This window comes from Burkholderia sp. BCC1640, assembly GCF_902833125.1.
GTDB lineage: Bacteria > Pseudomonadota > Gammaproteobacteria > Burkholderiales > Burkholderiaceae > Burkholderia > Burkholderia diffusa.
In genome coordinates this window covers 167,563-194,337 of record NZ_CADFEF010000012.1, presented here as the reverse complement: position 1 = coordinate 194,337, position 26,775 = coordinate 167,563, and the positions used below count along the sequence as shown (strand labels likewise).

26 protein-coding genes and 1 pseudogene are annotated in these 26,775 nt (G+C 65.7%); 9 read left to right on the top strand and 18 right to left on the bottom strand.

Going from position 1 to position 26,775, the window contains the following annotated elements; all coding sequences use genetic code 11:
- Window positions 1-124 precede the first annotated feature (124 nt).
- Window positions 125-316, top strand: a pseudogene (locus HWX25_RS15810) (sel1 repeat family protein); the annotation flags it as partial.
- A 120-nt stretch (window positions 317-436) separates the two neighbouring features.
- On the top strand, window positions 437-1,264 hold the full coding sequence (locus HWX25_RS15805; RefSeq protein ID WP_175909054.1) for a hypothetical protein: 828 nt from the start codon (window positions 437-439) through the stop codon (window positions 1,262-1,264).
- 87 nt (window positions 1,265-1,351) lie between these two features.
- Here the strand turns inward: HWX25_RS15805 and HWX25_RS15800 are convergent, their stop codons facing one another.
- Window positions 1,352-1,582 carry a hypothetical protein gene (locus HWX25_RS15800; protein WP_175909053.1) on the bottom strand — a complete coding sequence of 77 codons (231 nt, stop codon included), beginning with the start codon at window positions 1,580-1,582 and terminating at the stop codon, window positions 1,352-1,354.
- 52 nt (window positions 1,583-1,634) lie between these two features.
- On the opposite strand from HWX25_RS15800, the gene HWX25_RS15795 reads away from it, so the two are divergent.
- A complete protein-coding gene (locus HWX25_RS15795) occupies window positions 1,635-2,213 on the top strand; it encodes a hypothetical protein (RefSeq protein ID WP_175909052.1) in 579 nt (192 codons plus the stop codon).
- A 32-nt stretch (window positions 2,214-2,245) separates the two neighbouring features.
- Here HWX25_RS15795 and HWX25_RS15790 read toward each other — a convergent pair whose 3' ends face one another.
- From HWX25_RS15790 to HWX25_RS15780, 3 genes are all read right to left on the bottom strand, one after another.
- Window positions 2,246-2,566: a DUF4148 domain-containing protein gene (locus HWX25_RS15790; RefSeq protein WP_175909051.1), complete on the bottom strand. Its 321-nt coding sequence runs from the start codon at window positions 2,564-2,566 to the stop codon at window positions 2,246-2,248.
- Between the two features lie 162 nt (window positions 2,567-2,728).
- The gene (locus tag HWX25_RS15785; protein WP_175909067.1) at window positions 2,729-4,069 is read right to left on the bottom strand and encodes an ATP-binding protein; all 1,341 of its coding nucleotides are present in this window, start codon (window positions 4,067-4,069) and stop codon (window positions 2,729-2,731) included.
- Window positions 4,069-4,731: a response regulator transcription factor gene (locus HWX25_RS15780; protein WP_175909050.1), complete on the bottom strand. Its 663-nt coding sequence runs from the start codon at window positions 4,729-4,731 to the stop codon at window positions 4,069-4,071. The genes HWX25_RS15785 and HWX25_RS15780 overlap by 1 nt, the downstream gene beginning before the upstream one ends.
- A 164-nt stretch (window positions 4,732-4,895) precedes the next feature.
- Between HWX25_RS15780 and HWX25_RS15775 the strand changes: the two genes are divergently transcribed.
- The 3 genes from HWX25_RS15775 to HWX25_RS15765 all read left to right on the top strand — a co-directional run bounded on the left by HWX25_RS15775 (window position 4,896) and on the right by HWX25_RS15765 (window position 7,238).
- On the top strand, window positions 4,896-5,270 hold the full coding sequence (locus tag HWX25_RS15775) for a cytochrome b562 (protein WP_175909049.1): 375 nt from the start codon (window positions 4,896-4,898) through the stop codon (window positions 5,268-5,270).
- A gap of 42 nt (window positions 5,271-5,312) precedes the next feature.
- The gene (locus tag HWX25_RS15770; protein ID WP_175909048.1) at window positions 5,313-5,879 is read left to right on the top strand and encodes a cytochrome b/b6 domain-containing protein; all 567 of its coding nucleotides are present in this window, start codon (window positions 5,313-5,315) and stop codon (window positions 5,877-5,879) included.
- 405 nt (window positions 5,880-6,284) lie between these two features.
- On the top strand, window positions 6,285-7,238 hold the full coding sequence (locus tag HWX25_RS15765; protein WP_175909047.1) for a universal stress protein: 954 nt from the start codon (window positions 6,285-6,287) through the stop codon (window positions 7,236-7,238).
- Between the two features lie 12 nt (window positions 7,239-7,250).
- Here HWX25_RS15765 and HWX25_RS15760 read toward each other — a convergent pair whose 3' ends face one another.
- Entirely contained in the window at window positions 7,251-9,542 is a 2,292-nt protein-coding gene (locus HWX25_RS15760) for a heavy metal translocating P-type ATPase (RefSeq protein WP_175909046.1), read from the bottom strand.
- 228 nt (window positions 9,543-9,770) lie between these two features.
- On the opposite strand from HWX25_RS15760, the gene HWX25_RS15755 reads away from it, so the two are divergent.
- Window positions 9,771-10,388, top strand: coding sequence for a VTT domain-containing protein (locus HWX25_RS15755; RefSeq protein WP_175909045.1), 618 nt, complete (start codon window positions 9,771-9,773; stop codon window positions 10,386-10,388).
- Between the two features lie 50 nt (window positions 10,389-10,438).
- Here HWX25_RS15755 and HWX25_RS15750 read toward each other — a convergent pair whose 3' ends face one another.
- The gene (locus HWX25_RS15750) at window positions 10,439-11,395 is read right to left on the bottom strand and encodes a cation diffusion facilitator family transporter (protein WP_244135259.1); all 957 of its coding nucleotides are present in this window, start codon (window positions 11,393-11,395) and stop codon (window positions 10,439-10,441) included.
- 258 nt (window positions 11,396-11,653) lie between these two features.
- On the opposite strand from HWX25_RS15750, the gene HWX25_RS15745 reads away from it, so the two are divergent.
- Entirely contained in the window at window positions 11,654-12,046 is a 393-nt protein-coding gene (locus HWX25_RS15745) for a hypothetical protein (protein ID WP_175909044.1), read from the top strand.
- Between the two features lie 117 nt (window positions 12,047-12,163).
- Here HWX25_RS15745 and HWX25_RS15740 read toward each other — a convergent pair whose 3' ends face one another.
- The 7 genes from HWX25_RS15740 to HWX25_RS15710 all read right to left on the bottom strand — a co-directional run bounded on the left by HWX25_RS15740 (window position 12,164) and on the right by HWX25_RS15710 (window position 19,105).
- Window positions 12,164-13,552, bottom strand: a complete 1,389-nt coding sequence (locus HWX25_RS15740; RefSeq protein ID WP_175909043.1) for an ATP-binding protein — start codon at window positions 13,550-13,552, stop codon at window positions 12,164-12,166.
- Complete coding sequence (locus HWX25_RS15735) at window positions 13,549-14,214, bottom strand: winged helix-turn-helix domain-containing protein (protein ID WP_175909042.1); 666 nt, start codon at window positions 14,212-14,214, stop codon at window positions 13,549-13,551. The genes HWX25_RS15740 and HWX25_RS15735 overlap by 4 nt, the downstream gene beginning before the upstream one ends.
- A 24-nt stretch (window positions 14,215-14,238) precedes the next feature.
- Window positions 14,239-14,976 carry a cytochrome b/b6 domain-containing protein gene (locus tag HWX25_RS15730; protein ID WP_175909041.1) on the bottom strand — a complete coding sequence of 246 codons (738 nt, stop codon included), beginning with the start codon at window positions 14,974-14,976 and terminating at the stop codon, window positions 14,239-14,241.
- The gene (locus HWX25_RS15725; RefSeq protein WP_244135261.1) at window positions 14,942-15,388 is read right to left on the bottom strand and encodes a diheme cytochrome c; all 447 of its coding nucleotides are present in this window, start codon (window positions 15,386-15,388) and stop codon (window positions 14,942-14,944) included. The genes HWX25_RS15730 and HWX25_RS15725 overlap by 35 nt, the downstream gene beginning before the upstream one ends.
- A gap of 87 nt (window positions 15,389-15,475) precedes the next feature.
- The gene (locus HWX25_RS15720) at window positions 15,476-15,838 is read right to left on the bottom strand and encodes a DUF1924 domain-containing protein (protein WP_244135258.1); all 363 of its coding nucleotides are present in this window, start codon (window positions 15,836-15,838) and stop codon (window positions 15,476-15,478) included.
- A 284-nt stretch (window positions 15,839-16,122) separates the two neighbouring features.
- On the bottom strand, window positions 16,123-18,501 hold the full coding sequence (locus HWX25_RS15715; protein WP_175909039.1) for a serine hydrolase: 2,379 nt from the start codon (window positions 18,499-18,501) through the stop codon (window positions 16,123-16,125).
- A gap of 142 nt (window positions 18,502-18,643) precedes the next feature.
- Complete coding sequence (locus tag HWX25_RS15710) at window positions 18,644-19,105, bottom strand: carboxypeptidase regulatory-like domain-containing protein (RefSeq protein WP_059816744.1); 462 nt, start codon at window positions 19,103-19,105, stop codon at window positions 18,644-18,646.
- A gap of 468 nt (window positions 19,106-19,573) precedes the next feature.
- On the opposite strand from HWX25_RS15710, the gene HWX25_RS15705 reads away from it, so the two are divergent.
- Complete coding sequence (locus HWX25_RS15705; RefSeq protein ID WP_175909064.1) at window positions 19,574-20,071, top strand: lecithin retinol acyltransferase family protein; 498 nt, start codon at window positions 19,574-19,576, stop codon at window positions 20,069-20,071.
- A 263-nt stretch (window positions 20,072-20,334) separates the two neighbouring features.
- Here HWX25_RS15705 and HWX25_RS15700 read toward each other — a convergent pair whose 3' ends face one another.
- The 5 genes from HWX25_RS15700 to HWX25_RS15680 all read right to left on the bottom strand — a co-directional run bounded on the left by HWX25_RS15700 (window position 20,335) and on the right by HWX25_RS15680 (window position 26,594).
- On the bottom strand, window positions 20,335-22,341 hold the full coding sequence (locus HWX25_RS15700) for a YadA-like family protein (protein WP_175909038.1): 2,007 nt from the start codon (window positions 22,339-22,341) through the stop codon (window positions 20,335-20,337).
- A 920-nt stretch (window positions 22,342-23,261) separates the two neighbouring features.
- Window positions 23,262-23,450, bottom strand: a complete 189-nt coding sequence (locus HWX25_RS15695; RefSeq protein ID WP_175909037.1) for a hypothetical protein — start codon at window positions 23,448-23,450, stop codon at window positions 23,262-23,264.
- Window positions 23,451-23,495: 45 nt separating this feature from the next.
- Entirely contained in the window at window positions 23,496-24,752 is a 1,257-nt protein-coding gene (locus HWX25_RS15690; RefSeq protein ID WP_175909036.1) for a putative glycoside hydrolase, read from the bottom strand.
- Window positions 24,749-25,540: a polysaccharide deacetylase family protein gene (locus HWX25_RS15685; RefSeq protein ID WP_175909035.1), complete on the bottom strand. Its 792-nt coding sequence runs from the start codon at window positions 25,538-25,540 to the stop codon at window positions 24,749-24,751. Before HWX25_RS15685 ends, HWX25_RS15690 begins: the two co-directional genes overlap by 4 nt.
- A gap of 118 nt (window positions 25,541-25,658) precedes the next feature.
- Window positions 25,659-26,594: a 1-phosphofructokinase family hexose kinase gene (locus tag HWX25_RS15680; RefSeq protein ID WP_059542047.1), complete on the bottom strand. Its 936-nt coding sequence runs from the start codon at window positions 26,592-26,594 to the stop codon at window positions 25,659-25,661.
- Between the last annotated feature and the right edge of the window lie 181 nt (window positions 26,595-26,775).

The window sequence follows — 26,775 nt, the reverse complement described above, 5'->3', positions numbered from 1 at the left end:
GGCATGCTTCGGCAATGGCCCATCAGGCAAGCCGGATACATGCATGCAGACCGTTTCGACATCACGAACAAGAGGCTTGCAAAAGGCGTCGGGTCCATACATGCACGAAAAGGACGATTACCCCAAGTGGCTGTCGATCGCCGCGGGCCGCGGCGACAAGGAATCGAAAAAGCTGCTCGAGCTCGCCCGCAAGGCGAAGAAGGAAGACGAGGAAGACTGGAAATGGCGTACGCAATGGCGTGACGTCTATTACGGCTACTGGTACTCGGGCTATCCGTACTACGGCGTCTGGCATCAGACGTACTGGTACTACTGACCGGACCGAAAGCAACGGGGGCGGCTGCGGGGAGACCACCATCGCGCGCCACGCCGGGGGGCTTATCGAAGTTCGCACGAACACATAAGCCGAACAACGACTCTATCGAGCGACAACGACATGAAGACCATCCTTTCCCAACGTCTCACTCAAGGTGCGCTGGTTGCAGCGCTTTGCGCTTCCGTCGCCGGCTGCGGCGGCATGGTGACGCCCGGCGGCCAGAACGCCGGCGTCACGGGCGCTGCCGCGGGCGGCGCGAGCGCCGGCGCGGATTCGCAGTTGCAGCGCTGCGCATCGCCGCTCGGCACGATCGCCGTCGACGACGGCCGCAACGCCGACTGGTGGGGCCCGTTCGGCAGCGCGACCAAAGTGACGAGCATCGACCCGCTGTTGCGCCTGGCCGTCCAGCAGTCGAACTGCTTCGTGATCACGTCGATCGGCAACCAGAAGAGCGACGCGCGCCTGTCGCGCATCACGCAACTGCAGCGCAGCTCGGGCGAGTACCGTGCGGGTTCGAAGCAGCAGAAGGGTCAGCGTGTCGCGGCCGATTACTACATGGAACCGCAGATCGTGATCAACGATTCGCCGATCGCCGGCATCGGCAGCATGATCGGCGGGCTGACCGGCAACAGCGCGGTGGCGGCGGTGGCAGGCCACCTGCAGACGAAGGCGTCGGTCGTGACGCTGACGCTGTTCGACGTGCGCTCGGCCGTGCAGATCGCGGCATCGGAAGGCAGCTCGACGGCGACCAACTACGGCGCGGCGCTGGGCGGCCTGGGCGGTGGCGTGGGCGGCGGTCTCGCCGGCTTCTCGACGACGCCGGAAGGCAAGGCGACGGTCGTCGCGTGCATCGACGCATGGAACAAGATGGTCGTCGCGCTGCGCAGCTACAAGGCGCAGGACGTCAAGGGCGGCCTCGGCCGCGGTGGTCAGTTGCAGGTCAACTGAGCGATGACGCGACACCGGAGCTGCGTCACTCCGGTGTTCGCATCGACCGGAGGGTGCGCGATTGCGCCCTTCCCGCAGCCGCACGCGTCACTGATCGGCGAAACGATAAAAACCTTCGATGAGCATGGTGTTCAACAGACCTGAGAGAACAAAGATGAAGAACAGGCAATGCGTGTGGTTTCCGATCGCCGTATTGATCGGTCTGATGCTGGCCGGTTGTGGCGGCAACGATTCTCCGGCTCCGGGCGCCCAGGGAACGTCGAGCGAAACGACCGGCACGATGCCGCCGCCGGGGGCTCCGAGCGGAGGGTCCGGCACGACCGCGACCTCGAATCTCGAGTGCGATCCGGTCTATCAGCAAGGTGACACCGTGAAGCTGCACATGTACACGCAGGCGACGTCGCAAAGTCCGGCCGTCGACAATGGCCTGTACACGCGCACCTACGGGCCGGCAACGTTCGAAGGCGTCGCGCTTACTCAGCAAGCCGAAACATCGACCGGCTCGCCGATCCAGACGAATCACTATTATCTCGTCGGCAACGGCGCGCGTGCGAACTACGGCGGCGAGGTTTACAGTTCGGGCGCCCTCGTGTTGCGGGACGCCAACTCGCCGCCGTATGTCGAGACGATCGGGTTGACGGGAAGCGAGACGGCGAACTACGTGGATACGCCCGTCATTCCGTCAGGCGGCGCCCAGACGGCGGTATCGATCCAGCGCGCGTACGTCGCGCGCGAAACGGTCACGCTGAAGAACGGCAAGGTGTTCGCAAGCGCGTGTCACTATCACGTCACCGAGACGTTCTCCAATCCGGCGCCGAACAGCACGACGGTCGCCGACGACTGGCTCGCGCCAGGCGTCGGTCTGGTCAAGTCGGTCGCCAATGTCGGCGGCACCCAGATCATCACTCGTGAGCTCGAGTCGGCGACCGTTGGGGGCAAATCGTATTGAGCGAGGGAGCCCTGACGCTCACGCGCGTGCCGTCAATGATGCGTGTACAACCGAGGCGCCGCGGCGTGACTCTGGATCGCGGCTCCCGAGTCAGCCCCCGCCCCGTATGCAGGCCCATAGCCCGACGCATCGGCCTGCGGCGACGATTCGGAAGACCGGATGCGTGCCTCGGCCTGCTGGATCGATTGCGGATAGTGAATGTCCTTTCGGGCCGGGTTGTAACCGGCCTGCTCGACCTGTGTGATCTGGGCGCGGACTTCCGCGCGGGTCAGGCCGCTGCTCGATTGAGCTGCCGATGCGAATGCGGGGATGATGGCCGCCGCCAGCACGATGGTACGGATAGCGAATTTCATGATCTCGACCTCCAGTGAACAGGGTCGGCATCCGAGAACATCTCTTCTGCCTTGAGGACAGCATGCTCGCTAAAGCTGAAGGCAATGTTAACTTCGCATTCTTGAACGCATCGGATATGAAAGACAGGGGCGGACTCGGAATCGCCGCTTCAGTCGCGCCGATCACGGCAATGTAACGCGCACGCCGAACCCGCTGCCGTTCAACCCGTCGATGTACGTCAGACTCCCGCCGAGTTTGGCCACGATGCGCGCGATGATCGACAGCCCCAGGCCGCTGCCGCTTTCGTCGTGATCCGCGCCGCGAAAGAAGCGATCCTGCAGTCGGGACAGATTTTCGTTCGAGACGCCGGGTCCGTCGTCCCGTACCTGCAGGTGGATCGCGCCGGCATCCTGCCACGACGTGATTTCGACGCGCCCTTGTTCGCGACCGTACTTGATCGCGTTATCGACGAGATTGTCGAGCAGGACGCGCACCAGCGTTGACGGTACATGTGCGATAACCGGACCGACGACGCGTGAAATCAGTGAAATCTGCTTGCGATCCGCGCGCGCCTGATGGTCGTCGATGCAGGTCTGCACTACGCGTGCGAGATCGACCTCCTCGCCGGGCATCGGGACGGCTTCGTCAAGTCGCGCCAGTGCAAGCAACTGGTCCGCCAGATGCGTGCTTCGGTCGACGCCCTCGACGACCCGTTGCATCGCGCGCCGCTGACGTTCCGGATCGCGCGCGGTGAGCGCGACCTGTGCCTGAACCTTGAGCGCGGCGAGCGGGGTCTTGAGCTCGTGTGCGGCGTCGCTGGTGAATGCGCGTTCGCGATCGAGCGAGCCGCGCAGGCGTTGCAGCAACGCGTTCAGTGCGGTAACCAGCGGCCGCACTTCGTCGGGAATGCCCTTCGTGCCGATTGCATCGAGGCTGTCGGGCGAACGCGCGTCGATTGCCTCCGACAGCGTCCGCAGCGGCGTCAGGCTGCGTCCGATCGCCAGCCAGATCAACACGGCCAGCACGGGCAACGCGAAAGCGAGCGGCCGGGCGACACGGCGCGCCACCTCCGCGGACAAGTCCGAACGGTGCGTGCGTTGTTCGAAGATGCGCACGGTACGACCGCGCGCGGCATCGGTCAGCACGTACGCGTGCCATTTCGGATTGCCGAACCGGATCGGGCTCGACGCGGCAGCGGGAAACACCGGCAGATCGAGCGAGTCAAGCCCCGGACTGGCGGCCAGGATGCGTCCGCCCGCGTCACTGATCTGATACAGCATGCGCGGTGATGCATCGTTGTCGCCATCGTTGTCTTCCCCCGAGCCGAGAACGATGTCCGCGAAGACCGGCAGATCGGATGCATCGAGCGCGACGAACGCTCTTGCGATCTGCTCGAGGCGGGTTTCGTCCCATTCCTCCGCTTCGTGAATCGCCTGGCGATAGCTCGACACCAGCGAATACGCCCAGACCACCACGACACCCGACAGCACCAGTAAGGTCAGCCGTTGCCGGATCGAGCGCATCACGACGCTTTCTCCACCACGTAGCCGACACCTCGAATCGTGCGGATCAATTCGGCGCCCAGTTTCTTGCGCAGATTCGACACATGCACTTCGATCGCATTGCTTTCGATTTCTTCGTTCCAGCCATAGAGGCTGTCCTGGAGCTGCGTACGCGAGAGCGGGCGGCCCTGATTCGCCAGCAGTTCGACCAGCAACGCGCATTCGCGCGACGTCAGCGCGATCCGTTCGGTGCCGCGCGTCACCGTCATCAGCGAGGGATCGACCGACAGGTCGCCATATTCGATCGTCTCGGTGCTGCGGCCCTGCGAGCGTCGCACGAGCGCGCGGCAACGGGCGATCAGTTCGGTCAGGTCGAACGGCTTGCCGATGTAGTCGTCGGCGCCCGCGCTCAGGCCGCTCACGCGATCGGCCACGGTGTCGCGCGCGGTCATGACCAGCACCGGCGTATGGTCGCGGCGCTTGCGAAGCCAGTCGAGCAATTCAACTCCCGACATGCGGGGCAGGCCGAGATCGAGCACGACGAGGTCATACGGCGTGGTTTCGAGCGCGAGCTGCGCATGCCTGCCGTCGTGCGCCCAGTCGACCGTCATGCCGGCCTCGATCAGGCCATCCTCCACCCCGCTGCCGATCAGCTTGTCGTCTTCCACGAGTAACACCCGCATGGTGTCGCGTTCCTTTTAGTCGGGACATGGCGTCCATTGGCGCACGATAACCGCAGGAACCGACCGGCATCAAGCACGACGAGGAATAATCCGGTCCTTAAGAATCCGTTAACGTCGGCGTTCTATGGTCGCCGTCACCGACACTCGCAACCGAATCGACGACCATGATCAGGCTACCGTTCCGACTCCGTTTTTGCGCAACGCTGGGCGCGTTGCTTTTCGTGGCTGCCGCGCCGGCGTCCGCAGGCGAGATCAAGACGCTGATGCGAGACATGAAGCACGCGATGCAGGGTGCCATGAACAGCCGGACGATTCCGGAAATGAACGGCTACGTGGCCCGGCTCGAAAGCGATGCACAGCAGGCAAGCCGCCAGCGCTATCGCGATGACCAACCGACATACGACGAAGGCATGCGCACATTGCGGGATGAATTGACCGCGGTCGACCGAGCCATCCAGGCCAACGATCTACCCGCCGCAAAGCAGGCGTTGCGCCGGATCGACGGTACGAGAAAGCACTATCACAACCTGCTCGGATAACCCGAGAGCGTACCCTTTCGCCACTGAAAAGGCATTTCCGTCATGAAAAATGTTACCCGCTATCCCATGTCGATGAGTTTGCTGCACTGGCTGCTGGCCGCCGCGCTGATCGGCAACCTGATCGTCGGCTTGCTGCTGGACGACAATGAAGACCTCGTCGGCCTGCACAAGTCGATCGGCATTGTCATTCTTGGACTCGTGGCGGTTCGTATCGTGAATCGGCTGCGCATGCGACGCAGCCTTCCGCCATCAGTCAATCCGGCCGGTACGCTGAACCATTTCGCGGAACGCAGCGTCCACGGGCTGCTTTATGTGCTGATGTTCGCCATCCCCGTGCTCGGGTGGATGAAGACGAATGCGGCCGGGCACACGGCCAGTTGCTTCGGGCTCTTCTCGCTGCCTACCCTGGTGCCCAAGAGTCGCGAGCTGTCGCATTGGCTGGGGCAACTGCACGCGCTGACGGCTTACGGGCTGGCCTCGCTGGTGAGCTTGCACGTGCTGGGCGCGGTGGCACACAAGCTGTTCAAGTCCGAGAACGTGTTTCCGCGCATTCTGCCTTTCCCGATGCACGTAGTGCGGCAGAGGATTTCGTCCGGTGACCGGAATTGAGTGTCGAGCACGACGTCACGCGAAACGCTACCGGGTAACGCCGTCAAGTCAGACGAATGACACGTGGGTGCTGTGGGCCATGAGGTGGCGGAAGCAGCCTCAGTGATCAGACTGGAAAGGAGCCGCGACTTTCAACGCGCCACGTGTGCCTTCGTTCGGGCCCTGGAGGCCGGTGAGGTCATCCTGGCAAGGATCAACGCGGCGTCGTTTCAATGCTGCTGCGTGAGGCTGGCCCCCCGCTTGACTCATGTCAATGTGGCAGCGGCCAGGCACGCGACGCGATCGAGCCGTCGTTCCGCCCGGCATTGCGAAGACGAATGTGCTTGACGAAGGTCAAGCCGGTAGACTGTCCTCGTGCGAAAAATTGCCGTGTACAAGACCGTCGGCAGCCACCGGGAGACATTCATGAGCGCCAGCACTTCATCTTTCCAGGCGGCACCCGCTCCTCAACGGGTGCTGATCGCCATCGACGGTTCCACCGCATCCGCGCATGCACTCGCGTATGCCAAAGCTTTCCTTCCATCGAACGCCGCGGTGCATATCGTCAGCGTTGCGGACAATCCGCGGACACTCGTCCCGCGCGGATCGAGATCCGCGGCATTTCTCGAATCGGCACGCGACGAATTGCTGCGAGACGCATCCGACGCGCTGTCGCGCGCCCAAAGCGCGATTCCGCGCGACGACATCACCATCGACACGGAAGTCATCGACCTGTCCACGCACGGCGGGGATGTCGTGCATGCGCTGGCCGACAGCGCGCAAGCCTGGCAGGCCGAACTCCTGATCGTCGGCGCACGTCAGCATCATGGCCTGCTCGGATGGATCGAAGGAACGGTTTCCGGCCCGCTCGGCAAGCTGGTCGGTTGCCCGCTGCTCATCGTTCCGGAAGGCTTCGCGTCGGTCGCCGAGCACCTGCCGCGGCGGATGCTGTTCGCGGTCGACGGCAGCCCGATTGCGCTCCACGCATTGCGAACGGGGTTGAAATTTTCGCGGCCCGAGACCGAATTTCGGGCGATTCACGTGCTCGATCGCCCCACATCGCTGGGTGATTTCGTCCCCGTCGAAACGCTGGAACAGGCGTTGACCAGCGAAGGCAATCACGTACTGCAAAAGGCCATGGCCCTGCTCGACGGCGCCCCCGCCGGGCGCTCGCAGTCGCAGCTGATTCAAACGGATCGCACTGGCGAAGACGTGCCTCACCTGATCGTGCGAGACGCCATCGAATGGAGCGCGGACATGATCGTCATGGGCACCCACGGGCGGCGCGGCGTCACGGGCTGGCTCGTCGGCAGCGTGGCCGGACGTGTGGCGCGCATCGCGAAAACGCCGGTTCTTCTGGTCAGTGCTCCGCAAGCGTGATGCGTGTCGTCGTCACGCATCCGCCCCGACGGCGTGAAACAGTTCCTCCTCCTGAGCGCAATGCAGGCGCACGATGGCTTCCAGCCCGTAAAGCAAACGCTGTATCGCCTGCACCTGCATGGTGTTCGTGCCGTCGCGTGGCAGGTCCGCGACCATCTGCCTGAGCGACCGGACCATCTTGAAGATCTCCCGGTGTGCGCCGCTCATCGCCGCGAGCGGGTCCTCGCCGCCGAGAAGCGGGGCGAGACGCGCATAGACGTCCCGATCGTCGGCGCGTTCGTGCGGCAGCAGCCGTTCATCCAGCGAATCGATCATGTGACCAAGCTCGCTGGCGATGGCATCCACCGATAGTTGCGGCATGCGATCCGCGAGATCCCTGATCTGATCCAGCAACGGTGACAATGCGGTGTGCTCGCGCTTGAGTTGCTCGACGTCGACATCGGCCAGCCGCGCGTCCGTCGGCCTTGGGCGAACCAGCAACACGCGTAACGCATTGACGATGACGACGACGTCGATGACTTCCTGAATCACCGCGCCGGCAATCGGCTGCAGGAATCCGGCCGCCGCGATCGTCATCGCGACGACCGACAGCGACATGCCGGCCACCACGCTCTCGAGCGCGATCCGGCGTGACCGTCGTGCGATACGTATCGCATCCACGAGTCGATCCAGCCGATCCACCAGCAGTACCACGTCGGCTGCTTCGGATGACGCGGCCGCCCCCCGCGCACCCATCGCGATCCCGACATCGGCCGCCGCCAGCGCGGGTGCGTCGTTCACACCGTCGCCGACCATGATTGTCACGCCCTCCTTGCGCGCGGCCTGAATCGCGGCGAGCTTGTCCGTCGGTGTCTGCTCGGCGCGTACGTCGGTCACACCCAGCAACTCACCGACGGCCTGGGCGATGTCTCGCCGGTCGCCGGTGAGCATGACGAGGCGCTCGACGCCTTCTCGTTTCAACAGCCGCAATGCCCGCGGCGTTTCCAGCCGCACCTGGTCGGCCATTTGAATCGCGCCGATCATGACGCCATCGACGCCGACGAACACGGCGGCCCCGCCCTCGTTGCCGACCCGCTTCAGGAACGCGTCGCCCCAGGGGGCGATCGTTGAACACGCGGAGACGTATCCGAACTGGCCGATCGCGACGGTTCGGTTGTCGACCCGGCCTGTCACGCCCTCACCTGCCGTTTCCATCACGAAGGACGGCGGCGACAGATCGATCCCACGTTCCCGCGCGGCGACCGTCAGCGCATCCGAGATGACGTGGCCCGAAGCCTGGGCCAATGACGCGGCGAAACGCAGCACGCCGTCCGTACCGACGTCCGTGCCGCATTCGATCGCGACGATGCGTGCCCGCCCTCCGGTCAGCGTCCCGGTCTTGTCGAAGAACAGGATCGTCGCTTGTGCAAGCCGTTCCAGCGCGCCCCCGCCCTTGACGAGGATGCCGCGTTTCGAACAACGCGACATGCCGGACACGATCGCGACCGGCACGGCGAGAATCAACGGACAAGGCGTGGCCACGACCAGCACGGCGAGCGCACGCGCGACATCTCCGGCCAGCAGCCAGGCGATGCCCGCGACGATCAGGGAAGCGAGTACGAAGAATGACGCATAGCGATCCGCAAGACGCACGGACGGACTTCGCTCGCGCTGCGCGCGCTCGACCATGCGGACGATGCCGGCAAACGTGCTGTCGCCTGCCGTCGTGCGGGCAACCATTTCGAACGGTGGGCCGGCGTTGACCACGCCGCTGCATGCGCTTTCTCCGGCGCGCCGCCGCTGGGTGGACGACTCGCCCGTCAGCATGGATTCGTCGAGTTCCGCGTCATCGGTCAACGTGCCGTCGACCGGCACGAACTCGCCGCTTCGCACGAGCAGCCTGTCGCCGGGAACGAGCGTTTCCACGGCAACGGAACGCCATTCATCGTTCTCGAACCGGGTGGCCTGCCGAGGGGCACGGGCGAGCAGCGCGGTCATCTCGCGTTGCGCGCGGTCTTGCGCATACCGCTCCAGCGTCCGCCCGCTCGCCAGCATCAATGCGATGACAGCTGCCGTGAGCGTCTCGTCGAGCGCGATCGCCAGCGCGATGGCCAGCCACGCGAGCACATCGATGCCTGCCCGCCGTTTCGCCACGGCCTTGACGAGCGATACCGTCAACGCCAGCAAGACCGGCAGCGTGCCGAGCAACCAGACGAGCCGCGCGATTGAATGCAGACCGAACGCCGCGCACACGCCCCCTCCGGCGAGCGTTACGGCCGCCAGAACCAGCAACGCGAGATCGATCGACCAGGGGATTCGCGACATGACGATTGTTCCGATTGCCGTGCAGGGAGGCGTTCACTGCATCCGGTTCCGGTTGCAGACGGCGTGGCATCAGTCTAGGAAACGCCACGACTCGACCGTTGACATGGGTCAGCGCGACGCGCCTCGCGCCACATGCCGGCGCGGCGCCTTGCTTGACGTGAGTCAAGCCGCCGGCCCCTTTCCTCAGCAAAATTGAAAAGTGACACTGGACGCCCTGGAGTCGATATCGTGCTGACGCTGGCTGTACTCTTTCTGCTGATTCTTCTGCTGAATCTCATGCCGGCGTTTGCCCCGCCTACCTGGATGGCGATGTCGTGGGTCGGGTTCAACCTGCCCGACGGCAATCCATTGATCTTTGCCGTCGTGGCGGCAGGCGCCGCAACGACCGGCCGCGTCATTCTGGCGACCTTCGCAAGATCGCTCGTCCGCTCCCGCTGGATGCGGGAATCGGATCGCGAGAATATCGACGTCGCCACACGCTGGCTGCGCAAGCACCGGACGCTCACTGCCGGCGCGTTTTTCTTCTACGCATTGAGCCCGCTTCCGTCGAACTATCTGTTCATCGCGTACGGACTGTCCGGGTTGCCGCTGAGGATCATCGCGGCGGCGTTCTTCATCGGTCGTGCAACGACCTATGCGATCTGGGCGCAACTCGGCCGCTTTGCATCGACCCGACTGGACCTGGAATCCGAACTCGAAGGCACTTACCTCGGCGGATACTTCATCGTCACCCAACTGGTGTTGCTCGGCCTCGTGTTCATGTTGATGAAGCTCGACTGGCGCGCGCTCTTCAACGAACGTCGGTTGACGTTCCGGCGCGGCCATCACCCGCGCAGTTCCGAATGACACCGGCATGCGCGATGTGTTGAGCGGCCGCGCCGGCTGACCGGTGCTTCCTAGCGGCCGCGAATCCCGGACGTGACTTCGACGACGCGTTCCCGCTTGCGCGGATCGACGTGCGTCATCACGTTCAGGACGCGGTGATGCTTCATCACGCGAGCACGCGCGTCCACGGCGATGTCGTGCCCTTGCGCGACCGTGAGATCGGCGTCGATGTCGAGATGCACGTCCACGAGGATCAGATCGCCGGTCTTTCTCGTGCGCAGGTCGTGCACGTCCAGCACGCCCGGCGTCGCAATCAGTGTCGCGCGAATCGCCTGTACGTCTTCGGCATCGGCCGCTCGATCCATCAGGTCATGCAATGCGTCCCAGCCGAACGTCGCACCCATTTTCACGATCATCCCGCCGACGATCAGCGCGGCGACAGGATCCAGCAGCGGATAGCCGAACAGGTTGCCGACGATGCCGCAGGCGACCACGAGAGACGATGCGGCATCCGAACGCGCATGCCATGCGTTCGCGACCAGCATGCTCGACTTCACCCGCGTTGCCACGGCAAGCATGTAACGGAACAGGCTTTCCTTCGCGGCGAGCGCGACGAGCGCTACCCATAGTGCCGCGACGTGGACGCGCGCGATCGTTTCCGGATGCTCGAGTTTCTGGATGGCGGACCAGAGCATCCCGCCACCGACCAGCAGCAGGATTGCGGCAAGTGCCAGCGATGCGCCGGTTTCGAAGCGCTGATGTCCGTAAGGATGCTTTTCGTCGACGGGTTTTCGGCTATGGTGACCGGCCAGCAGGACGACGAAATCCGCGATCAGGTCGGATAACGAATGAATGCCGTCCGCCACGAGGCCCTGCGATCGGGACAGGATGCCGATCACTACCTGGCCGATGCTCAGCGCGAGGTTGACCGCGACGCTCACCCAGGTGCTTCGGGTGGCCGCAGCGGCCATCGCGGGCGTCGCTTCAGCGACGGTTTCCGAAACGATGTCGGTGTTTGTTGGTATCACGATTCAGGTTACGTTTCAGGATTGAAGGATTGGTCAACTTCGGGCAGTCACAGGCGACCGGGGCGGCCCACGTGGCGCGCCTGCGCCGGACGCGTTGACATTGCGACGTGGAATGATGCGTTGCACGTCTGACAGTTGCGTGTCTGCGGCATGTATTCGATGGTATTGACGGTCACTCCAGGGTACTTGATCTGAGGCAAAGGATCGACCACCCGTTTTGCGTACGGTTGAACCCATGCAAACGACCTGGAGACCGTCATGTCCAGAGCAAACAGGTTCACCGTTTCGTGTCTGATCGGCGTCGCCATCGCGATCACGTCCGGTCTGGCCGATGCCCAGCCACGCCAACCGGCTCGCGATCCTACCGTCGAGTGGGGCGGCATGATGTACGGTAGCCAACTGATGACGCCTGCCGAGCGGAATGAATACCGCACCCGCATGCTCGCCGCGAAATCGGATGCCGAGCGCGAGAAAATTCGCGCGGAGCACCACGCGGAGATGCAGAAGCGTGCGAAGGCGCGCGGCATCACGCTGCCTGACGTTCCGCCCATGAGGGGCATGCATCGAGGGCAAGGCATGGGTATGGGCATGGGGCCGGGCTACATGCGCGGCCAGCCTGGCGGCCCTGCAAGCGGCGCTGCCGGCAAGTGATCGCACGGTTCGGCGTGTTCGGACACGAACACGCCATTCCGGCCACGATTGACCGCTCGCGTGACCTCCGGCCACGCATCGAGCTCGTGCAGTCTGATCGGTGACGTGCATGATCGACTAGCACCTGGCCGCACCGGCTTCATCGGCAGCCGGCCACGAAATGGCTACGCGCAGTCCGCCAAACGCGGGCGATCGATCCACCTGGATGTCGGCCTCGTGCGCCGCAGCGATTCGCCGCACGATCGACCAGCCGAGGCCGCTCCCGCTCGGTCGGGTGCCGGCCGGCCGAAAGAAGCGTTCGCCCAGTCTGCGCAGATCGTCGTCGTCGATGCCCGGCCCGCTGTCTTCGACACGGAGCACGGTGCGCCGGTCCCGTTGGCCGACCGAAACGGTGATGCGCGCCAGCGGCGGGCTGTAGCGGATCGCGTTGTCGACCAGATTGCGCACCATTGCCGCGAGCAAGGCTTCGTTGCCGCCGACGACACATGGCGATGGCGCATCGAGTTCGAGCTTCTGCTGTTTCCCGATCGACTGTGGCGCGGCCTCCGCGACCACTCCTTTCGCCAGGGCCGATACGTCTACCGGCGCGCGATCCGCCAGTGCGCCTGCATCGAGACGTGAAAGCAACAGGAGCTGCTCCACCAGACGCGCCGCTCGATCACACCCTTCGAGAACACCGCGCAACGCGTGCCGGCGTCGCTCGTCATTGTGCTCGGCCATTGCAACCTGCGCCTGTGCCTTCACGGCCGCGATCGGCGTGCGCAACTCATGCGCGGCATCGGCAGTGAATCGGCGCTCCGCATCCATCACGGCACGAATCCGCTCGAACAGGCGGTTCAGCGCATCCAGCATCGGCCGCATCTCAAGCGGTGTCCGCTCCAGCCGGATCGTGTCGAGCGCCTGCGGATTCCGCTTCGCGAGCGCTCGCCCGAAATCGCGCAGCGGTGCCGTGCCTCGGCGAACCGCCCAGCCGATGCCCAGCACCAGCAATGGCAACGCAGCCGCCATCGGCCAGAATGCGCTGCGCATGACGGCACCCAGGATCGATTTGCGTGAATCGATCCGTTCGCCCACGAACACCTGAACGTCGCCGCGCGCGCCATGCACGACGAATACCCGCCACGCATTCCCGTCGATCACGACGGTCCAGAATCCGGAAGCCCGGTCGCGCCCGGTCAGCTCGGGCGCCACCATCGGCCTGGACGGCGCGTTTTCGGAATGCAGGCCGAGCCGGCCTTCATGAAACACCTGGAAGGCCACGCGGGGCCCGTATGGATGGAGGATCGGCGCGTCGACCGCATTGTCGTCGTCATCCGGCCCGCGTGCTTGCTGCGCGACGAGCAGTGCCGCCGCTTGCGCGAGATGGCCGTCGAGCAATCGGTCGATCTCGCGTTGCGCATCGAGCCAGGTCAGCATCAACGTCGATAGCCAGACACCGAGGACCACGGCCGGCACGAGCGTCAGCAGCCGGCCATGCAGCGAGCGCGCGGGCAGCACGGCTTTCATGCACTGTCCCGCAGCAGCACGTAACCCACGCCGCGCACAGTCCGGATCAGATCGCTGCCGAGCTTCGCACGCAAGCGATGTATGTGCACCTCGACGGCATTGCTCTCCACCTCCTGCCCCCAACTGTACAGATACTGCTCGATCTGCTCGCGCGACAGGACCCGGCCGGCATTCAGCATCAGGATGTGCAGCAGATCGAACTCGCGCGTGGACAGCGCGACGGCCACGCCGGCGCGGCGCGCGGTTCGCGACGCGGGTTCCAGTTCGACGTCCTGCGCCTGGAGTCGCTCCGTCGGCCGGCCGTGGGCGCGCCGGACCAGCGCTCTCAGGCGCGCGCCGAGCTCGTACAGGTCAACGGGCTTGATCACGTAGTCGTCGGCTTCCACGTCGAGCGCCCTGATGCGGTCGGGCACGGCATCGCGCGCGGTCAGAATCAGGATCGGCAACGCGATGCCGTCGCGACGAATGCGCTGCAGGACATCCATGCCATCCACGAGCGGCAACCCGAGATCGAGGACCGCCGCGGCATGAGCATGCGCGCGCAACTCGCGCTGGGCCGCGTCGCCGTCGCGCACCCAGTCGACCTGGAATCCTTGCTGGCGCAATCCGGCGCGGATCCCGTCGCCGAGCAGGACGTCGTCTTCCACGAGCAGGATGCGCACGATCGAGCACTCCGTCCTTGGCCGTCAATCGTCATCCCGGCCCGCCCCGTTCGCGGGGTGGCCAGTGTCCGTCACGACGGGCCGGTCTGCTTGAACGGGCTGCGGCGCCGCATGCCATTGCGTCCACCACCAGCCAATCACCGCCGCCGTCATGATGACGGCAATCCCCCACCAGGCACGCCGGATGCCGTCGATCGGCGCACCGCTCTTGTAGCCGGTTACCATCGCCCCGGCGAGATTCTCCCGATGCACGACGCTGCTGACGAGCACGGCGGCGACATGCACCGCCACAAGCGCGAGCATCGCGTTCGCCGCGCCTTCATGAAGATCACCGAACGATTCGCCGTTTCCCGTGTAGGCCGCCCAGCCCGTTATCCCGGTGACGACCGTCATCGCCAGCATGGCGACGATCGCGACCGCGCCGGCCGGATTGTGGCCGACATGGTGTTCCGGCCTGCCTTTCACAAGGCTCAGCACGTAGCGGAAAACGGCCGCCGGCGAACGTACGAACGACGAGAACCGCGCATGACGCGTGCCGGCCACACCCCATACGACGCGAAACGCGACGAGTGCCAGCATCGTGTACCCGAACGCGACATGCATCAGCCGCCACCGCTCGCTCTCGGCGGTCAGCCACGCACCGGCAAAGGCAACAACCGTCAGCCAGTGGAATGCACGAAGCGGAGCATCCCAGACCAGTATCCGTGCGGGACGCGAGCGCTCCGGTTCACCGTGAGCTCGGGATGCGGACGAATCGTTCATCGAAATTTCCTTTGTCTGCTTGCGTATGACATGCGGCGCAATTCGACGGCCGCTTCACTGCGGGGCTGCGCCACACGGACGCGGGAATCTCGTCGTGCGTGGCGATGAACCACGCCGACCGGGTAATCCGGTCTTCCGGCGGACGGCGAGCCGCGGCGCCCGTCGCCGCGTGTGCTGTCAGCCAGGTTTCCAGTTGCCCGATGGTTGTCGGGTCCAGCGTCGCATCGGTGCCGAAGTGGCGATCGAGACCGTTCAGGATGCGGCGCCACGACTCGGCGGGCAGCGCCCCGGGCGGATAGGCGACATGGCAGGTCGCGCACTCCTGCTTGTACTTGGGGAGCAACGGAACCGCGAGGCCCTGCATTTCGTCCTCGGCCAGTGCCGCGCGCGGCAGCAGCGACGTCAACAGCATCGTGAGCGCGCCTGCCACTACATATCGCGGCGGAACGATCCTGCGCGGAGAGGTTGTCGTGTCAAAGTTGGTCATGATCGTTCGTCGTCAGGGTTTCAAGGTCATGAGCCAGCTCAGGACATCCGCCTTCTCGGCTGCCGAGCATTCGCGCCCGACGACGTCCTTGCAGTTTCGGCGGAACCATTTTTCGGTCCGCGCCTCGTCCGTGAACCGCGCGGGATTGAACGCGGGCGCAAGCGGCTCGATGGTCTTGCCGGTAACGACGTGCCGGCCCGGGCCGGTCGGCGTGCTTCCATGACAGCTCGCGCAACTCCAGTCGCGTCCATGCCGCGACGTGAAGAACTGCTGTCCCCGCGACGGCGCGGCGCTCGTGCCTGCCTTCGCCGTATAACCGTCCAGCAGGCGGGCAGGCGTTTCGGCGCGCGCGCACGCAATGGTGGCAATCAGCATCGATACAGCAAGGCACGGGTAACAAAGCGTGCGAACGGAACGGGATATCCGCATCGTGTTTCTCCTGGGCGATGCGTTCATGTTCGGGCCGGTTCCTTACCGCATTCTTAAGGGCCTGGCGTTCGATTGTGGGCGTGCCATTGAGAGGCCGTGCACGGATGCCGTTGCGCTCGCAATCAGGATCACGCCGCCCGGTTGCTTACGCTTGACTCAAATCAAGCCAGTCGGGGAAGGAGAACGCATCGGACGAATGATTCGCGCGGTCGTCCGCGCGCGGTACGCGCTCAGTACAACAAAAACGCCGCCCGCTCGCGCGCGAACGCGGCATTTTGTGCATCGACGACCCGTTCTATCTCATCGAGCGACCGCCCTGCCTCCAGCATGTCCGCCACCTCGCGCGAACCGACCGATGCTCGGATCGCATCGATCCGGAACTTCGCCGGATAACGCCGGTGCAGCGCCAGTGCGAGTGCCAGCCCGATTTCGCCCGGCCGCGCCGCGCCGGGCGGCCGGTCGATGCGCACCCCTTCGCACACCCTGCCGCGATACGGCCCCTCCGTGGGCACGAAGCGAACCGGCGAGAACGTCGCGTCCAGCCGCATCGCGCGAAGATCGTCCGCGAGGATGCGCGCGTCGATCCACGGCGCGCCGACCACGCCGAACGGTGTCGCGGTGCCGCGCCCGACACTAATCGCTGCGCCCTCGATGAGCCCCGTCTCCGGATACAGCGACAACGCGGCGCCGTCGCGCAGGTTCGGCGATGGCGGCACCCGGCCGAGCCCGGTATCGCCGAAGCGCATCGCGCGCACGTAATTCGCCATCGGCACCACGGTCAGCGCCGCGCCGATATGCAGGCGGTCGTTGAACAGTCGCGCCAGTTCGCCGAGCGTCATGCCGGGCTGAAGCGGTAACGGGTAATAACCGGTGAACGTGGCCGGTCCGGCATCGGCCAAGGGGCCGCCGAACACATCGCCGCCCAGCGGGTCCGGGCGGTCGAGCACGAGCACCGGGCGATGCGCGGCAGCACCGGCCTCAAGCGCGTAGCCGAGGGTGGCCAGATACGTGAAGAAGCGTACGCCTGCGTCCTGCAGGTCGAGCACCAGCACGTCGACATCGGCGAGCAGCGCGGGCGCGATCCGGCGTCGATCGCCGTAGAGACTGTGAACGACCACGCCGGTCGCGGCGTCAAGCGTGTCGCCGAATGTCTCGTCGACGTCGGTGCCGAGCCCGTGCTCGGGCGCGAACAGCGCGACGAGCCGCGCGCCCGGCGCCTGCGCGAGCAGGTCGACCGTGCGCCGGCCGAGCCGGTCGAAGCCGCTGCGGTTCGTGACGAGCGCAATGCGCTTGCCCGCGACGGCCGCGAAGCCGCTCGCCGCGAGCACGTCGATGCCGGCCAGCACCGGCCCGCGCGATACCGGCAACCGGGCGGCTTGCGCGACGGCCGCCGCCATCGCAGGCACGCGCGTCGCAATCCGCGACGACGTCACGGGCGCGGCCTCGCTCGACACGATGCCGAGCACGAGCGAGCGCAGTGGCATCGCCGTGCCGGTTTCGTCGGGATACAGCCGGCTGGTGAGCACGATCGCGAAGCGGCGCGTCACGGGATCGATCCACAGCGCCGTGCCCGTGTAGCCGAGGTGTTGCAGCGCGCCGAGCGGCGGCAGCCGGTAGCGGTTCGCGACGAGCGGCGGCCCGACCGCCCAGCCGGGCGTGTGCAGGTCGCCTTCCGCGTCGAGCGTGGCGGGCGTTTCGAGCACGGCGACGCTGCGGCGCGCCAGCACGCGCACCGGGCCGAGCGCGCCGCCGTTCAGCAGCATGCGCGCGAAGCGCGCCAGGTCGTCCGCACTCGCGAACAGGCCCGCATTGCCGGCAACGCCACCCATCGCGGCCGCGACGGGATCGTGGACGCTCCCGCGCAGCAGACGGCCATCGCGAACGGTGGTGGGCGCCACGCGCGCGAACAGCGACGCCGGTGGCCGGAACGCGGTGCTCGCCATCCCGAGCGGCGCGAACACATGTGGGGCGCACCACGCGTCGAGCGGCCGGTGCGACACGCGCTCGACGATCTCGCCAAGCACCACGTAGTTGACGTCGCTGTAGCGCACCTGCGTGCCGGCCGGTGTGCCGGGGGGCATCGCGACGATGTCGGCCAGCACGGCGGCGCGGCTGCGCAGCGCGCGGGACGAAGACACGCCGGCCGGCAGCCCCGATACATGCGCGAGCAACTGGCGGATCGTGATGCCGGCCTTGCCGTGCGCGCCGAACGCGGGCCAGTAACGCGCGGCCGGCGCATCGAGGCGCAGCATGCCGCGCTCCGCGAGCTGCATGATCGCGACCGCCGTCGCCACCGGCTTGGTCAGCGAAGCAAGATCGAAGACGGTATCGGCCGTCATCGCCTCGGCGTGCTCGCCCGTCACGCGCAGGCCGCGCGCGACGCGCACGCGCACGCCGTCCGCGTCGCCCGTCACGACCACGGCGCCGGCAAGATGGCCGTCGGCGATCTCGGCCGCGATCGCCTCGTCGATCGCGGTGGTCTGCTGCTGCGCCACGGCCGTATCGGATTCCGCGCGCGCACCGGCTGACGCAAGCGTGAACAGCAGCGCGCCGGTCAGCGCGGCAGCGCAGCGGGATCGTCGCGATCGAGCCTGTTTCACTGCGTTCATTTCTTCGTGCTGGCCGCATCGATTGAGTCGAGCTGCGCGCGGAGGCCTGCCACGGCGATGGCGTCAGGATCCGCGATCGGCCGAGGCATCGTCTGTTCTCCAGCCACGCCGGTCCTGAACGAACGCGCGACCAGCGTGCCGGTTACTGCGGCGATGCGGAACAATCGGCGCACAGACGTATCGCGCCGTGCCGGTCCGGGTCGTGCCAGTAGAAGCGCACATCGACCGCGCCCCGCGCCGGTACGACGACGTGCCGGACTTCCTGAACGGCCCTGTCGTGCGCGGACACGGTATATCGCCCCGGCGGCACTCGCGCAAACAGGAACGGGCCGTTCGTGTGCGCGTCGAGAATCGTCGACTTGCCGGACGACAGCGTGACATCGACATCGGAAAGATACTGGCCCCGCTTCGATGCGAACGTGATCCGCAGGTTGTAGCGAGGCGCGACATCGCGAAATGCCGTGACCTCGTCCTGGCCGATTCCGCCGGTGATGTAAGCGACACCGTTGTGCACGACCGGCTCGGTCGACGGGTCAGCCAGCGCGTTCGCACCGATGTTCAGCAGGCAGGCTGCCAGCAGCATCTTCACGGTTCCGGTCCACATCTTCACTCTCCTGATTGAGCCGCACGGCCGCGACCCCGCCCGTCCGGTCGCGGAACGGGCTGCGTGCGGTGACGTCGCGCATTCTCGTCGACGACGATGCCAGCGTCGCGCGGAACGTCGATTTCCCGTTGACTCAAGTCAAGTGCGCGCCTGTCGAAACCGAACGAAGCCGGACGGGCCCCGCGAGACAGTCATCGCGCCCCATCTGCCCGAGCGCCGCGGCACGCCTGAAAACACGGGGGGAGCGGGATACGGGCGGCGCAATCGTCCGTGAAGGCTGTCAGCCGATATTGCACGGCCCGTCGGAAATTTCCGACACGGCGGCCCGACGTCGGACAGCAAGCTCAGGCCACGCTGATTGTTCCGCGCGGCTCCACTGCCAATACTGGAGACATGACAGGACGCAACGTGTTTCGCGGCGCGCGCGCGGCTCTTCCGCCCCGCCGCCGCAGGACCGAGGAGCTGGCGATGATTGATCCGACCGCAGCGCACGCCGACGACGCCATGCTGGATGGCGAACCGCCGGTCGGTGCCCACCTCGTGACCCGCCGCCCCGGCTATCTGCATCACGGGATCTACATCGGCAATGGCAACGTGATTCACTACGCGGGATGGTCGCGCCATGCGAGCGGTGGTCCGGTCGAGATCGTCACGCTGGACGGCTTCCGTGCCGGTTTCGGGCTCGCGATCATTCGCCACGCGCGCACGCCGTACGATGGAACGGAAGCGGCGCGCCGCGCGGCATCGCGCCTTGGCGAATGCCAGTACCGGTTGCTCACGAACAACTGCGAGCATTTCTGTCTGTGGTGCCTGTTCGGTGTGGCGAGGAGCGAGCAGGTCGCGTCGTGTCTGCGTAACCCGGTGCACGGTATCGCGGTCGCCGTCATGCTGGTGGCGTGTGTTCTGGTCGCGCGATTGCATCCGGAAATGACCGGGCGCGACTGCCCGGTGCGGTGTATGGCCTAGCAATCCGTGCACATCGACAACCATGAGCGGCCACACGCCGCCCTGGAATACAAAACGCCCGATGCGGTGCATCGGGCGTTCTAGCGTCTGAATACTGTCAACCTATTCCAGGACTTGACACAGCCAATCGAGCCGCTTCCCGGATGAATGCGTTGAATTGTGACGCGATTTCCTCGCCAGCACGGCAACGGCGCGACCGGGCGCAACAGACATCATCACGCGCCGATCGCGCCGGTTGAATCCCGACTCGCGAGGCTGGCTGATCAGAACTCGTAGCCGACCTGGGCACGCACGCCCGCATCGCCCACCGACGTGATCGACACCGCGCCATTCATCAGCCAATTGCCGTTGCGCGACCGGTAAGTGGCGCCGGCCGCGACGGCCGAGCCATTCTTGAAGTTTGCGGCGCCGACCGCGACCACCGTCTTGCCCGGCTGCGACGGCGTCATGTTCGGCATCGCCATCGCGGCTGCAATACCGGCGTATGCATTCTTCGCCACGTCGTTGATCATCCGGTTCGTATCCCCGAAGCGCTGGTCGATCGACTGCATTGCGCCATCGAGCTGGCGTTTGTTGATTGCGTCGGTTGGCGCCGTGCCATCGGCGACGTTCGTGATCTGGCGCTCGTTGCCGACCGAGCCAACCGACACCGTGTTGTCGCGATTCGCGACCGAACCCTGGCCGAGAGCGACCGAGCCGCTGCCAGTAGCCGTCGAGCCCTGGCCGATGACCGTGCTGTTTTCGCCGGATGCGACCGAACCCTGACCGACGGCAGTGCCGTTCCCGCCGGATGCGGTCGAACCCTGTCCCATGGCCGAGCTGTTTTCACCCGATGCGCTCGAACCCATGCCGTTGACGGTCGACCCGTCGCCACCCGTGCCTGGGCCACCTGTGCCTGGGCCGCCCGTGCCGGGGGTGTTCTCGCGATCGGTGACGCGATCAGACAAGTCGTCGACACGGACACTCAGCTCCCCGAACTGCTTCGCGAACTGCTCTTGCAACCCGAAGAGCTGGCTGCCGTTGATGGCCTCCATGCTGTTGGCGCTGACCTCGCCGGCCGCGACGCCCCGCAGTGTCGTGCCGAGCGCGCCGGCAAAAGTCACGCGGTCGAACGACAGGCCGCTGTCGTAGGTGACGGCACCGACTTCCTTGCCGGTGTAATCGATCAGGCCGGTTGCGCGGAGCTGCGCGATCGTCACCGCTTCGTCGTCGTTCACGCCGTTTGCGATGCCCGACAGCGTGCGTGTGCCGCCGGTGCCTGCGAAGTTCACCGCAGCACCGTCGGTTTTCGCGCCAACCGTGAGATCGGCACCCGCCTTGGCCTGCTGGACGAGGCCGGTCGTGCCGCTCGACAGGTTTTCCAGTCGGTTGTTGATGGTCGAGATATCAGACGTTTGCATCGCGATGTTGTTTTTCGCGGTCGTCATGTCGCCGTCGAGCTGCTTGATGCTTGCCTCGTTGGCCGTCGTGCGGCCATCGATTGCAGTTATCTGGGTATTGGTCGTCGACAGTCCCGTTTTGACGTCAGCAATCGCGGTGGTCGTCGTTGACAGGCCGGCGTTCATCTGGCCGACGTTCACGGCGTCGGTATCCGCCGTACCTTTGGCCAGGTTCGTAATGCGTCGTTTCACAGTCTTCGAACCCACGGAAACGGTATATTCTTCGCTCGCGACAGAACGATCACCCAGCGCGACGCTGTATTGCCCACTCATTTCGGCACCATCGCCCAGTGCCACGCCTCGCGCTGACGTCGTGGTACCCCGACCGATTGCAATGGCTCCACCGGCGCCCTGTTCCGTTACAGACGCGCCATCACCAAAAGCGATTTGCCCGAAACCACCCGACGTATTTGCTTTCGCTCCAATAGCGATGTTGGTCTGGCCGCCATCAGTGCCGGTTGCGCGCGCAATCGCGCCATCGCCGATCGCGATTGAACGACTTCCTTCGCCCTTCGCGGCTGTCGTCGTGCCGTGAACCTGGAGGTACGTGTCGTCGATCGCAGCCCTCGGTCCGACCTGCGCACGGATACCACCTTGGTCCGATCCTGCCGGTTTGCATGTTCCCGCCGCATCGACGGTGCCGGGCGATCCGTCGCTCGTCGTGCACGCGTCCGCCATCGCGTCGCCCATCGTGACGCCGCCCAGTGCGATCGCAATCATGGCTGTCCGCGTCGCGCGCGACGCTCCTTGCGAATGCGACTTCGCCGTTTCGGCCACTGCCGTCCACGTGTTGGTCGCGGTGTTCCAAATGCTTCGGTAGGTCTTGTTCAAGGCTTTGTTCCTTTCAGTTTTCTGGGTTAAGCGCGATGCCGTAGCCTGGCTTGATATACATCGATCGAGCTGTTCCGCGTCCGGGTCCGGGTCCGCTGCTTCGGCAGCACCAATCGCGACCCGCTTCGCGTACGAGTCGAGCAATCGAGGTGGCTGTGCATGACCGGATGGAATTACATCGTGCGCCGAGAATCGAGCGTGATCGCGCTACGAACTCGCTGCATCATTCGGTTGTCCGAATTGCGGATCTGATCCGCATGGCGCCGATCGCCTCGCTGAGACGGAACGGAGTAACCCCGATCGTCATCCGAGCGATATCCGATTCATACCTTCGGATTTATCAATACAAATCCGCTCGTGACAAATCGTGTGAACAATCGATTTTCGACGTCACATCGGCACGGAACCATTCCGCTCTGGAATTCCGAAGCTCGCCGAGCAAGGCCAATGGATCGTTGCTTGCCGTCGAGACGAACAATGATTTCGCATTGCTCGCTGCATGAGATGAGCCACGCGTGAAACCACTCGATGCCAGGATGTCGACATGAGATTCACTTCATGCCCTATATCGATCAAACTGCCATGACGTCACCAACTTGACGCAGCAGTAAAGGATCAAATCGTCCGTGAAGCACGGGCATATCTCTGCCAATTCATCAACGTCGATCGGATACCGTTGACCTGCAACGCATCGCTCATCCGGCAATTCTGATGAGATGGCGAGTCCGCGAATATAAGAATCGTCCTAAATGGAGGGTGTGCCGGCGCGAGCATGGCGCTGCGTCCGGTATCTCGAAGGCGAGCCCGACTTTTCAGAGATTGATCGGGTATCGCAAGCGACAGCGGAGAACAGGCCATCGCATCAGCAGAAGCGAGTGCCCTGAAGACGCGTGTATTCGACACGATTCGAACACGACACCTCACCCGCAGCCACGAAAAACGGCATGCGCACGCCCCCACCGTTTCGCCTGCGCAATCGCGATGCGGATCGCGCTGCCCTCGGTGCGCCCCTGACGCAGCAGCGCGTTGGCAATCTCGATCGCCTTGCCGCGAACCGGCGGCGGCAGATTCCGCATCGAAGGCGGATAACGCTCGTCATTCCACGGCATGATCGATCGGACGCCTACATGTTCTCGCCGGTCCGCACCTGCCGCTCAGCGCGGCAAATCGGCAGGATCGTAGCGATTGCGCGGGTTCCACAGCATCCAGCCGTCCGTGCCCGCCGCATCGGCCGCGTCGACCTGCGCGCGGATCTCGTCGGCATCGAACGGCCGGTGGTCGAACGCATAGTCGCGAAACGCCTGGAGCCACGGCCGAAACCGGACCCCGTCCATTCCGGTCCGGCGCTTCGCCTCGGCCAGCGACCGCGAAACGATCTCGCCCGGATGCTCGGTCGGCTTCCGGCAACCGGGCAGGCCCCACGTGAAGCCGGACGGATACAGCATCGGCGACACGTAGTCGACAACCGGTCCGAGCGCGTCGAGCCGCTGTCCGATCGCGGTGTCGTCGGTGTTCCAGCAGACGTACCCGAAGATGTCGGCCGACACGTAGAGGTTGTACGGACGCAGCCGTTCCCGCGCGCCGGTCAGGAATCCCGAGATCGCCGCGACCCGGTTCGCCTCGGTATTCGCCTCGGCGAACCGGAGGCCGTTGGCGTCGGGAAAACGCAGGTAGTCGAACTGGATTTCGTCGAAACCCATGCGTGCCGCCTCTTCGGCGACGTCGTAATTGTGTTGCCAGGCCGCGTGCGACGTCGGGTCGATCCAGCGCTGATGCTCGCGGTCCTGCCAGATCTCGCCGGCCGCATCGCGCACGGCCCACTCGGGATGCGCGCGAGCCAGCGGGTCGTCCTTGAACACGACGATGCGCGCGATCAGGTAAAGGCCGCGCGCGTGGAACGTCCGCAACAGGTCCGGCAGATCGGGCGGACGAACGATGGCGCCGGCGACATTGTTCGCGGCGCCGGAGATCTCACGCGCCAGGCTGCGATACGGCGTCACGCCGCTGTCTCCCTTCACGTCGATGACGAGCGCGTTGATTGCCGTCTTGTCCTGGAGGGACAGCGCCGCCTCGCGCAGCGTGCGGTCCGCGACGCCGTAAGCGGACAGATAGACGGCTTTCGGCCGCACCGGTGTCATGCGGATCGTCTGTGCGCCGGCGGCGGGTGCCAGCGTGACTTCGGTTCGCGCGTAGCCCGGCGCACGCACGCTCAGGCGTGCACCCGCCGCGTCGATCTCGATTGAAAACGCGCCGTCGCGATCCGCGGTCCGGTTCGCACCCGCCGCGTGGCCGATCGCGCCGGCGAGCGGGTGCCCGTTCGTCGCATCGACGACGGTGATCGTGACGGGCGCCGCCCGGGCGGCGAATCCGGCGAGCGACACGAGCAGACAGACGATCAGACGTGCAATCACGGCTTCCCCCCGGCGGTTCTCAACAATCCATTCATGCATCGTGTGTCGCAGGCGTCCGTCATCAGATAGCGCGGCAGCGCCATGGCCGGGTCGGTGACACGAACGGGGCGCGCATCGAGCGTGAAGGCCGCCACGTAGCCCTCGCGAGCGGCCAGCTGGTCGGTCTGCGCATCATGGACGCCGAACGGCCAGGCCAGCATCCGGACCGGCTGGCCGGTTTCGGATTCGAGCCGTTCGCGCGACCGGCTCAACTGGAACGACACGAAGCGCAGGTAGTCGTCCGGCGTGAGTCGGGCGCGTTCGGTGCGGAAATTCGGATGCCAGTACGTGTGGGACTCGATGTCGACGCCGCCGGACTGCCCGAGCGTGCGCAACTGGTCCCATGTCATCGCATAGCTGGCGTTGGAGATGGCCGACGGATAGATGAACAGCGTGACCGGCATCGGATGGGCGACCAGCAACGGGCGCAGCACGTCGTAGACGGAGCGATGACCGTCGTCGACGGTGATCGCGACCGCGCGCGCCGGCACGGCATCGGCCTGGCCGCCATGCCAGCGCACGACGTCGGCGAGCGGCACGATGCGGTAGCCGTTCGCCTCGATCGCCTGCAGCTGGTGGCGGAACGTCTCGGTACGGACCGTCATCGAATCCAGTTGCGCGGTGGCGAACCGGTGGTAGACCAGGATCAGCACACGCTGCGATGGCGAATCGACGGTCGCGACGTCGGCGGACGAAGCCGGCGGCATACACGACAACAGGAGCAAGCAGGCGATCAGGCGAAAGGCCATGGCGGGTCTCGTGGAATGGCTGCCCCATTTTTCTCGATCGCGGCACGAAAACCGCTGAGCCAGATCAACGATCGATCGTGCGTCGACGCGATCGTGCACGCGTCACACCGCGTGGCCGTCAGCTTGCCTGCGCAACCAGTTCGGCATGAATCCGCTCGACGTCCTCGCGCGTGCATAGCGCCGTCCCCGGGTGCTCGACCGACGCGGCCGATGCCGCCAGCGCATAGCGGCACGCTTCGTCGAACGGCACGCCGCGCGCCAGCGCCCAGACCATGCCGCCGACGAAACTGTCGCCGGCGCCGACCGTGCTGCATACCGCTGCCGGCCTGCCGGGCAGGCGCAGCGCGCCGTCGCGCGTGACGACCCATGCGCCGCGCGCGCCGAGCGTCAACGCGACGATGTCGGCTTGCCCTCGCGCGACGAGTTCGCTGGCCTTCCGGCATGCCGACGTGTCGTCGAGCGGTTCGCCGGCCAGCGCGCTCAGTTCGCCGAGACTGGGCTTCACGAGATGAACGCCGGCCTCGAGGGCCGCTTGCAGCGCCCTGCCCGCCGCATCGACGACCACCCGGCTGCCCCTTGCACGGGCGGTCCGCGCGAGCGTCGCATACAGGTCGTCGGGCGCGCCGGGCGGCAGGCTGCCGCTCAGCACGAGGTAGCGCGGCGCCGGTTGCATCGCGTCGATGCGGGCGGCGCAGTCGCGCCACTCGGCCTCGGTGACCATCGGCCCCGGCATCAGGAACCGGTATTCGCGCCCGGTCGCGGTCTCGGTCACGCAGACGTTCTCGCGCGTCTCGCCGGCGATCCGGATGCGCACCGCCGGCAGGCGCTCGGCTTCGAGCAGCAGCGTCAACACGTCGCCGGTCGGCCCGCCGGCCAGGTACAGCGCGACGCAGTCGCCTCCGAGGCGGTGAATGGTTCGGGCGACGTTGATCCCGCCGCCGCCGGGGTCGCGCCGCGGCCGTGCGCAGCGCAGCTTGTGCGTGTCGACGATGTGCTCGACGGACGTCGCGACATCGACGGCCGGATTCAAGGTAACGGTAACGATATCGGTCATGGTGCGTGGTTCGCAGTCGATGGCTGGCGCGACGGACGCCGGCGCGGCGATTCGCGGGCAACCGCCGCGCGCCGGCCGTGGCTCCACCTTACGTTCGACGCCGGTCGCGGCGTTGACCGCCGTCAAGCGATGTCGCGAAGGTGCCCGGTTGCGCTCGATCAACGACACGTTCGGGCAGGCT